3 protein-coding genes and 2 pseudogenes are annotated in these 10,299 nt (G+C 72.3%); all 5 read left to right on the top strand.

The genetic code is table 11. The features are described 5' to 3' along the window. Positions 1–529 (top strand): annotated as a pseudogene (locus tag QM634_RS14720) (hypothetical protein); the annotation flags it as partial. After that, positions 530–3,328, top strand: coding sequence for a VWA domain-containing protein (locus QM634_RS14715; RefSeq protein ID WP_415043525.1), 2,799 nt, complete (start codon positions 530–532; stop codon positions 3,326–3,328). A gap of 42 nt (positions 3,329–3,370) precedes the next feature. Next, on the top strand, positions 3,371–7,009 hold the full coding sequence (locus QM634_RS14710; RefSeq protein ID WP_415043524.1) for a tubulin-like doman-containing protein: 3,639 nt from the start codon (positions 3,371–3,373) through the stop codon (positions 7,007–7,009). After that, positions 7,009–9,678, top strand: coding sequence for a hypothetical protein (locus QM634_RS14705; protein ID WP_415043523.1), 2,670 nt, complete (start codon positions 7,009–7,011; stop codon positions 9,676–9,678). Before QM634_RS14710 ends, QM634_RS14705 begins: the two co-directional genes overlap by 1 nt. Before the next feature lie 2 nt (positions 9,679–9,680). After that, positions 9,681–10,299: pseudogene (locus tag QM634_RS14700) on the top strand (hypothetical protein); the annotation flags it as partial.

Raw genomic sequence — 10,299 nt, 5'->3', positions numbered from 1 at the left:
GCCCCTTCCGGGAGGCGCGCCCGGGTACCCGCCGAGCGGGCCGCCCCGGCCCTCGCCCCCGCCCGAGGACGGGTGGACGCCGAACCCCGCGGCGGGCCACGGCCGACACGAGGCCCCCGACTTCGCGACCGTCGGCTTCACCCCGGGGGCCCCGGCCACCGAGCGGATCAACCCCGCCGACCCGCTCGCCCGGTCGAGCGTTCCGACGGCGGCGACGCCGAACCGGTTGACGATCGCCTCGCCGCCGAACGGGCTGCTCCTGGCGGCCGCGGTGACCGCCGTGCTCGGCGGCCTCATCGGCGCCGTCGGATGGGCCCGATGGTGGTCGCTGATCGGCTGGGTGCTGGCCGGTCCGATCGCGATCTGGTTGGTGGCCCGTTTCGTGGCGGTCGACACCGCGCGCAAGACCGAGACGGTGTATTCGCGCCCCGGCACGACCGGGGTGTTCTGGGTGGTCGCGATCGTGGCGGTGGTCGTCGCGATCGCGGTGACCGCGCTGTCGGTCGGCTTCTGGATCGGACGGTTGTAGATGGGCCCCTCGACGACGATGCGCGGGTGGACCCGTGCGCTGGCCGCACTCGCGCTCGCCATGCTGCTCGCACCGCTGGCCCTGCTGGCCGGTGTGGCGCACGCCGAACCCGACGCCAAGGACGCGGCGGTGTCCCGGTTCGCCTCGTGCGTCGCCGGTCAGCGCAGCGGGCAGGTCCTGTTCCTCATCGACGAGTCGTTGAGCCTGCAGAAGACCGACCCCGAGGGCGCGCGCGTCGCCGCCGCCAAGGAGCTCGCGCGACAGCTGCAGATGGCCTCCGCGCGCGACGGTGCGCAATTGGACCTGTCGGTCGCGGCCTTCGCCGAGAACTACCGCGTGATCACCGACTGGACCCCGCTCAACGGGGATTCGCTGGCGAAGGTCGACAACGGCCTGGACACGTTGGCCACCAGTAACACCGGTCGCGACACCGACTATGCGACCGCGCTGTCGAACGCGTCGTCGTCGTTGGCGTCCCAGCGCAAGCCGGACGCGGCCGCCGGCTGCCAGATGCTGGTGTGGTTCACCGACGGGGCGCTGGACTTCGACTACCAGAACCGCGACCAGGTGGACAAGGAGTTCGCGCCCGGCCAGCAGCTGAAGACCCCGGCCGACCGCGACGCGATGAAGAAGGCCGCCCAGCAGTCGGTCTGTCGCCCCGGCGGCGTCGCCGACCAGCTCCGGTCGTCGGGCGTCATCACCGTGGCCATCGGCCTCGACGCCGACGCGAAGGCCGACCAGTTCCACCTGCTGCAGTCGATCGCGACGGGCACCGCGCCCGGCGGCGGCACCTGCGGCACGGTGACCAAACCCGTGCCCGGGGCGTTCTACCGGGTCACCGACATCGACGACCTCATCATGGCCTTCGCCAGCCTCGGCGGCGGCACCGGCGTCCAGTCGCGGCACGGGGCCTGCCCCAACAACAGGGTGTGCGAAGAGGCCAAGCACCGCTTCGTCCTGGACCAGTCGGTGTCGAGCGTGAGCATCATCGCCGACGCGACCACCCCCGGTCTGACGCCGGTCCTCGTCGCCCCCGACGGCAGCGAGCACCGCCTGCAAGCGGGGAAGGCGGGCAAGCTCGACATCGGCGGCACCGCGGTCGACTATCGCGCGCCGAGCCCCAAGTCGGTCTCCATCGAGATGACCGGCACCGGTTCGTCGAAGTGGCGCGGTGTGTGGGCCCTGGTCTTCGTCTCGCCGGCGAAGGCGGTCGGCGCCCAGACGCAGTCGAACATCCGCATCTACGGGGACCTGTCGCCGGCCTGGCCGGGTAACGGCAACTACAAGCTGCGCAGTGGCCAGAAGGCCGCGCAGTTCCTGTTCACGGTCACCAACAAGAAGAACGAGACGGTCGACGTCGCCCAGCTGCCCGGGACGGTGTCTTTCGACGCCGATCTGGTGACCCACGACGGACGGACGATTCCGATCGCGTCGAACGTCCCCAAGGGCAAGGTGACCCAGAAGCGGACCGCCGACCTGTCCGGCGTCGCCCCGGGGGCCGCCACGCTCCGGATGAAGCTGGCGGTGACCACCGCGGCCGCCCGCGACGCCAAGGGCAAGCTGGTGCCGGGCACGCCGCTGGTGCCCAAGGGCGTCGACCTGCCGGTGACGATCAACCCGCCCGCCGGCTACCCGCAGATCGCCCCGCGCGTCGACTTCGGCACCATCACCGGTACGGGTGAGGCCGCGGCCTCGCTCGAGGTCACCGGGCCCGGATGCGTGTGGGTCGCACCGGAGGGGGCGACGAAGCTGAACGCGGCACCCGACGGCGCCGACGGGCTGACGGTCGCCTCGACCGCGTCGACCAAGGAGACGTGCGTCAAGGTCGACGACGGTCAGAAGGGGTCGCTGCCGCTCACGTTGAAGGTGCCCCACCAGGGCCGCGGCGACGCGAACGGGACGGTGACCGTCATGCTGGCCAAGGCCGACGGGGCCGGTGAGCCCAAGCCGATGGACGTGCAGTTCAGCGCGACCCTGCTCAAGAAGCAGAACGCCGCGAACACGCTGCTGGGCTTCCTGGCGGCACTGCTGCTCGGTCCGCTCGTGCCGCTCGGCCTGGCCTACCTGGCCAAGTGGTGGACCGCCCGCATCCCCGCCCGGTCGTTGCGCGCCCAGGTCATCCCGGTGACCGTGAGCGGATCGACGGTCCAGCGCGACGGCGAGCCGTTCGCCTTCCGCGAGGACGACCTGGTCCGGATGGTGCCGGGTACCGCGACCCCCTCGCGCCACCTCGACCTCGGTGACGGCGTCAGTCTGGACACCAAGGTGGGACGGTCGCCGTTCGGCACCGGCTTCGTGGTGGCGAGTGCGCCCGGCCAGGTCGGCGCCGCCGGCAAGACGGGGGAGACCGTCGGGCCGGCCCCCGACGCGCGGCTCCCGCTCAACGTCCACAACCGCTGGTTCATCCAGCACGACCCGACCGGGAGCCCGGACCGGGCGAACGTGGTCGTGCTGGTCGGCGACGACGCCGGCGCCCAGACGCTGGCGCGGTTCGCCGAGGAGATCGGCGAATACCTCGGCACCGGGCTGGCGACCCTGCGCGGTCAGGCCGGTGCGCCGGCCGCCGGGCCCTCCGATCCGTTCGCCTCGGGCGGCCACGGACCGGGTGCCGACCCGTTTGCGGCGCAGCAGGCACCGCCGTCGCCGGGTACCTTCGGTACTCCGCGGCCGGGTGGACCGACGGCGACCGGCCCGTACGGTCCGCCGCCGGCGGGGCGCCCGTCGGGACCGGCTCAGTCCGGACCCGGGCAACCGGGTCCTTCGGGTCCGCCGCCGGATTACAACCCGTTCCAGAACTGATCATCGACAAGGCAGTAGTCGCGAAGAGGAATTGATTAACAGATGAAGCGTTTTCTGGTCGTCGGCTGCGGTGGCTCGGGTGGAGCCGCGCTGGCCTACATGATGGATCAGTTGAAGTCGGACCTGCGGTCCCACGGCATCGACAAGCTCCCCGCGGGCTGGCAGTTCGTCCACCTCGACGTGCCGACCTCGCCGACGCCGGTGCAGGGCGTGGGCACCGTGCCCGACCAGGGCGGCGTCTATGTCGGCACCGGGCCGGAGAGCGACAGCTACAAGGTCCTGGACAACGCGATGTCGCAGCGCCTCGTCGCCAACGGCGAGCTCGACACCATCGCGACCTGGGCCCCGCGCGAGCCGGAGACCGTGTACACCCCGCTGTCCACCGGTGCCGGCCAGTACCGCGCGTTGGGCCGCATGATCACCCTCAGTCGCGTCGACACCGTGCGCAAGGCCCTGCAGCGCGCGTGGGACGAGCTGTTCGCCAACTCGACCGACTCCGAGATGCGATCGCTGAAGGTGCCGGGCGCCGGCGGGTACAGCTCCAACGACCAGCCGATCGTCCTCGTGGTGTCCTCGATGGCCGGTGGAGCCGGAGCGTCCATGGCCCTCGACGTCTGCCGCATCCTCACGCTCGTCCAGGGCGTCGACCCGCGCCTGATGGGCGTGTTCATGGTGACCCCGGACATCTTCGAGACGCTGCCCGACTCGGCGATCACCGGCACCCGCGCCAACGCGCTGGCGATGCTCGGGGAGATCGTCGCCAGCCAGACCGGGTCGGCCCGCGAGACCGACGTCGCGCTGCTGCGCGCCCTCGGGCACGAGAAGGGTGAGGGGGAGCGGATCCCGTTCGCCCGCGTGTTCCCGGTCGGCCGCTACGTCGGCGCGCAGCGCACCGTCTTCGGCGACGGCACGCCCAACGCGGTCTACCGCGGTCTCGGTCGCGGCCTGGCCGGTCTGGTGCTGTCCGGCTCGGCCACCCAACAGTTCGTCGAGTGGGACCTGACCAACGCCGTCGGCGACCAGGGCTCGCTGGAGTACCTGGGCTGGGGCAACAAGCAGTGGAACAACGTGCCGTGGGGCACCTTCGGCTACGCGAGCCTGTCGATGGGCCGTGACCGCTACGCCGAGTACTCCGCGCAGCGCCTCGCGCGCAGCAGCGTCGACAAGCTGCTGCACGGACACCTGCAGCCGGGCAACGACTCCTCCGACGAGGAGCAGGTCAACGCCATCCTGGACAACCAGTGGAGCAACATCTGCTACTCGATGGGCCTGCCCGACACGACCGACGCCTCGTCGACCGGTCTGGCCCCCTGGCTCACCACCACGGTGCTGCCCGCCGACCAGGTCTCCGCGCAGGCGCGCAACGTGGTCAACACCTGTGTGCGCCCGATGATCGACCAGACGCCCGGCGTCAACGGCGAGCAGTGGGCCGCGCGCGTGCAGCAGGTGCTCGCCGAACGCCGCCACGCGCTCGCCGAGGGGGCGAACGCGGCCGCCTACAACCACGCCTTCGGTTGGCACCAGCACTTCGTGACCCAGCTCGAACAGGCGACTGCCCGCGCCCTGGCCACCCAGGGCCTGCCGTACGCGACGGGCCTGGTGAAGCGGGTCGCGCGCCTGCTCGACGACGTCCTCCTGCCGGCGCTGACCGACCTGTCCAAGTACGGGCCGGCCGACATCGCCGACCTCCCGCCGGAGGTGAAGGCGACCCTGGCGTCGCTGTCGGGCACGATCGCCAACCCCGCGCCCATCGCCGACGAGGTGTTCGCCGGGTCGGCGCGCACCGTCGAACGGCAGATCTACGCGGCGCTGGCCCACCACGTCGCAAACGCCTGCGGTGCGATGGTCACCGAGGTGTTCGACCCGCTGATCGACGCGCTCAACGAGGCGCAGACGCTGCTGCGGCAGGCGGCCGGCGCCAACCGGCAGCAGGTCGGGCTGGCGCTGCTGCAGACCGATGAATACGCCGCCTGGCCGGCCGACTCCGACGAGCTCGTCGCCGAGCGCTTCTCCGAGGCCGACAACGAGGTCATGCTCACGCGGTCGGCCGAGTTCAAGGGCCGGTACGAGATCGACCTGCCGGCGTCGGTCGGGGCGACCAGTACGGATCCGCGTCTGCTCGGCGAGGGCATTTCGCGCGCCGCCGGGCACGTCATCACCGGCTTCTGGACAACCGTCGACGGCAGCAAGTCGCCCGCCGAGGAGCGGCCGGTCGTCGAGCGGACCACGACCTGGATCTCGCGGGCCTTCCCGCGCCACCCGGAGACCGGGGACGGGCTGATCGCCCAGCGCGCCACCTACGACATCCACGTCCGCCCGCCCGAGCTGCTCGACCGCGCGCGTCGCTTCGTGGCCCGTACCGGCGAGTCTTTCGACCGGTTCTGCTCGGTGTCGCTGCGCCAGTACGTCGAGGGCGAGGACGCCCCCGAGTCCGAGCGCGTGGCCCGGCGCACCGACCTCGAACTGCGGTTCGGCGAGGCCGTCAACCTGGCGCGACCGTTGGCGAGTGTGAACGAGAACGCCATGCAGGCCATCCACGGCGTCGCCGAGATGGTCTACCGGTACAAGTTCTCGGCCATCCCGTTCCTGGGGCTGCCGGTGGCCGGCGACCTCAAGACGGCGCTGTCGACGACCGCCCGCGTGGACAAGAAGAGCGCCGACGCCCTGACCAACGCGCTCACCGACGAGGCGAAGATCAAGCGCATCGACATCTTCGGCTCGTACCCGAACTACTCGCCGTTGGCCTATGAGGCGGTGATCGAGCCCGCCGCCCGTCAATGGCTGGCCTCCTCGCCCGGGCAGCGCAAGGCGTTCTGGACGATGCGCCGGGCCCGCCCGCTGCAGGCCAGCCTCCCGATGCACGAGAACGAGCGCCGCGCGATGGTCGGCGGCTGGGTGTTGGGGCAGGCGTTGGGCATGATCCAGGTCCCCGCCGAGCCCTTCACCGAGGCGGTCCACGTCTGGGACACGCAGGCGCGCACCTGGCTGCCGTTCCCCAACCCGCTGCTGACCCCGCCGGCGGAGTTCCTCGCCGAGTACGACTGGTTGCCGGCCGTGTTGGAGTCCGTGCTGGTCGCCATCGCGCAGAGTCACCAGCCGCCCGTGATGTCGTCGATGGCGCCCTACCGCGCCCTGCGGCACCTCTTCGACGCCGGGGCGGAGAACCCGTCGACCGGTCTCGAGCAGCGCCAGCTGGCCGCGACGGTCAACATGGCGAACTGGTTGCGCGGCGGTGAGACCGGGACCGGCGTCGCCGCCGCCATCCCCGAATCCGGGCCGGGCGTCTCGATCAAGGACCGGGCCGAGCGCCTGCGCGCCTACCTCGCCTACCAGCACGAATTCGTGTCGAAGAACTACATGGAGCCCGGCGAGGGGGCCTCCCCGGGCAACTCCGGCGCCGAGGGCGGTGGAACCTTCTCGACGATCACCGTGCGCCAGCAGGCGTCGAAGACGCCCATCTACCGGGACATCGCCGCAGACATCTTCTGGGCGACCAACGAACTGATGAACCTGCTGGGTGCGGCCGTCGCCCTCGCCGAGCAGGGAGTGTCGTCCGGTCCGACGATCACGCCGACCGTGCAACAGCCGGACAGCTTCACCCCGCCGACGATGGACACGCCCTTCGACGTGCCGCCGATGGCCCCGCCGAACACCGAGCCGCCACAGCCGGGCGGGTTCTGATGTCGGCGTTGACGGTCCTGATCGCGCCGACCGGTTCCGCGCACAGTGTGCTGTCGGCGCTGACCGACCTCTCGGCGGCCGGCATGGTCGACGACTTCCTGTGGGTCGCCGACCCGTCGGCCCAGGCGCAGCTCGCGTCGGTCGTGCTGGTCTCCGGCGGTCGGGCCCGCGACGTGGCACTGCCCGAGCTCGTGTCGGCGCGACGGACCTCGTTGCTGCGCGTGTGCTCGGTGGTGCCGGCGCTGCCCGGTGAGCGGCGCCTGTCGGTGGGCGACGAAACGGGGATCGCCGACCAGCTCATCCGCGCCACCGGCGCGGGCGAGGTCGTGCGGATCCGTGCGCTCGTGGCCCGCGGACCGGTGGTGGGCTCGCCCGGCGAGATCGCGGTGCCCGGATGGCACAACGTGATCATCTCGCCGGAGGACTCGCGCGGCCCGGAGTTCGGCCGGATCCCGTTGGGCGAGAATCCCACCGCCGACGACCTGGGCCGATACGCCGCGCCGGTCATCGCCGGGCTGGCGGGCCTGTGGCGCCGCCTCGACCATGCACCGCTGGACCGCCTGCCGGTGGTCCCCGGGCAATCGGTCCGACTGGCGCGGTCCTTCTACCGCAGCCTGCGGACCGACGACGTCGAGTCGGCGCTGAGCTCGGCCCTGCTGACCAACGACGGCGTGTTGCCGCTGCCCAGCGATCAGCGCTCGCAGGTGGTCTACGTCGCCGACGTCGCGACGGCCACCGCCACGATGGCGGACGTGTTCTGGCGCAAGCACGCCGCGGTGCTGCGCGGACCCCGTCAGGCCTATGCCGCCAATCCGCCGCAGCAGATCGGCGCGCTGACCGTGCTGAGGATGTTCTTCGCCTTCGTCTGGGCCTCGATCCGCAACGCGCCCGCCGCCTGGTACCGCAGCGTCGTCGACAGCGTGTCGAGCAAGATCGCCGTCGGCGTCGAGCAGGCGGTGTTCCAAGGACAGCCGGCCGCCTACCAGGTGGTCGTCAACGGTCGCACCTCCTCGGGGCGCGTGGCCGGGTGGGCGGACATCGGTGCCGCGTCCACCGCCCTGTCCGGTGCCCTCTTCGATCCGTCGGGGCAGCTCGCCGACGCGGACTCCGACCTCTCCCAGGTGTGGCAGGACTATGCGCGATCGGCACTGACGCTGGCCGACGCCGGCGAGCGCAGCCGCGACCTGCCGCCGATCCAGGTCGGGTCGGCACGGGCGATCGTCAAGCACTCCGCCGAGGTGGTGCCCGGGCCGTCGGCCGCATTCCGCGCCATCCCCGGTCCGGTGGCGGCGGCCGTCGAGGTCGACGGCGTCGACCCGACCGACGTGCTGGGCGCGGCCGACCTGGCGAACCGGCTCACCGACCTCGAATCCAGCGCCGACCACGGCGTCGGCGCGCGCTCGACCCTCACCGAGTTGCGGGGGTGGCAGCGCAACCTCGGGCGCAGCTTCGGGGTCGCCGCGGCCCAACGACTCGGCGACGCCTTCCACGGCGCCTACAACGAGGTGCAGCAGCTCCTGCACCAGGTGAACACCGCCGTCGCGCCACCGCCGGAGCCCGACCAGCGCAACAAGTCGCTGGGGCGGGCCATCCAGCTGACGGTCGTGCTGCTGGTGCTGCTCGCCGCGCTGTTCGTCTACCTCACGCTCAAGTGGGACGTCGCGTGGTGGGTGTCGCTGCTCATCGTGCTCAGCGCCGTCCTCTTCGGTCTGGGCCTGTGCCTGTGGGGCTTCGTCCAGTCGCAACGCACCATTTTCGCGATGCTCCACCAGCGACGGGCCACCATCGACCGGCTCGAGGTCGATCGGCACAATCTGCGCGCCGCCTTGCGCGACGTGCGTCGCCTGGCGCAGGCCTACGGGCAGTTCCTGTCCTGGAACCGGGCTCTCGGCGCCTACCTCGAGGCGCCGCTCGGCTCGCCGGCGGCGGCCGGCGCCGCGGCACTGCCGATCTCCGTGGGCCTGCCGATGTCGACCGGCCTGGGCACCGCGCAGCCGCACGACCCCGACGTCGACGACGCGGTCGGCTACCTGCGCCGCGAACTCTTCCGCCCCGGCTGGCTGACGCCGTCGTGGGACAACGTCATCGTGTCGCACATCCCGCCGCGCCAGGGCTCGCGCGAGGTGGGCGCCGAGGCGTCGCCGGTGTGGCTCGACCACGGTCGTGGCACGGGCAGCTCCCTGGACCGCTGGTCGGCCGACCTCTACTCCGGCGTGATCGGGTCGACGGGCGCCGACATGGTGTGGGGGGACGCCCTGCGCTCGCTGGGCGGACCGCTGGGCGAGCTGGTGCCCCGACTGGTGGGAACGGTCGCCGTGGCCGGCGGTGCGACGCTCCCACTGGCGGAGTTCCTGGCCGACATCGACCGGGACGCGCCGCCGACCGGCTCCTTCGACCACGCCCTGCTGACCGACACCGCGGTGACCGGCGGGGCCGCCGCGGTGCGCGTCGACGTGCGCCACCGGGTGCGCACCGGACTGGGAATCGTCTGCGCGGCGACGCAATTGTCCGAGGCCATCGGTCTGGACTATCTGCGGGCGCCGGGGGGCGAGGGCGCCTCGACCGGTACGTGGGAGGCGCCGCCGTCGGCGGTTCCGCCGGTCGTCGACTCGCCCGCACCGCGGCTCGAGCCGGACCAGTTCCGCCCGCCCGAGATGGGGCAGGCCTGACGATGGTGTCCGCACAGGACTTGATCACGGCACTGCAGCAATGGGCCGCCGGCGCGTCCGCCGACGGTCTCCCCGTGCCCGCCAACGGCGAGCTGGACGCGATCGCCGCCGCCCCGGGAACGTGGCGGCAGGCGGCCACGCCGATCGCCCAGTGGTGGGGCCCGACGATCGACCACCTGCTCGCCCAGGTCGACCTGGGCGTACTGCCGACCATCGCGGTGGCCCATCTGCCCGCCGCGCTGGCCCACCCGGCCACTCCACCGCCCGCCGGGGTCGCCGACCACCGGGCGCCGGATCCGGTGGCGGCGCCGCCGGACGACCAGCGGCCGCCGGACCCCGCCACGGACCTGACCGCCGAGCTGATCGCGTGGCGCGGGCGCAAGATCGCCGAGGGTGCCCCGGGGGCCGAGACGATCAAGGACATCACCCTGCGCAATCTGGCCAAGCGGGCCCCGGTGACCGCCGAGCAGATCCGCAAGAAGCTGCCCGGCGCCGCGGGTCTCGTCGACGATCTCGCCGCGGTGTTCGCACGGTTCGGCGCCGGCAGTGTGCCCGCGTCGGCGACCGTCGCGGAACGCACGACTGCGCCGGCGGCCAGCTCCCCGCCCGCCGCACCTGCCG

It is taken from the genome of Gordonia sp. (in: high G+C Gram-positive bacteria), assembly GCF_047606305.1.
Taxonomy (GTDB): domain Bacteria; phylum Actinomycetota; class Actinomycetes; order Mycobacteriales; family Mycobacteriaceae; genus Gordonia.
This window is presented reverse-complemented; position numbering and strand designations above follow the sequence as displayed.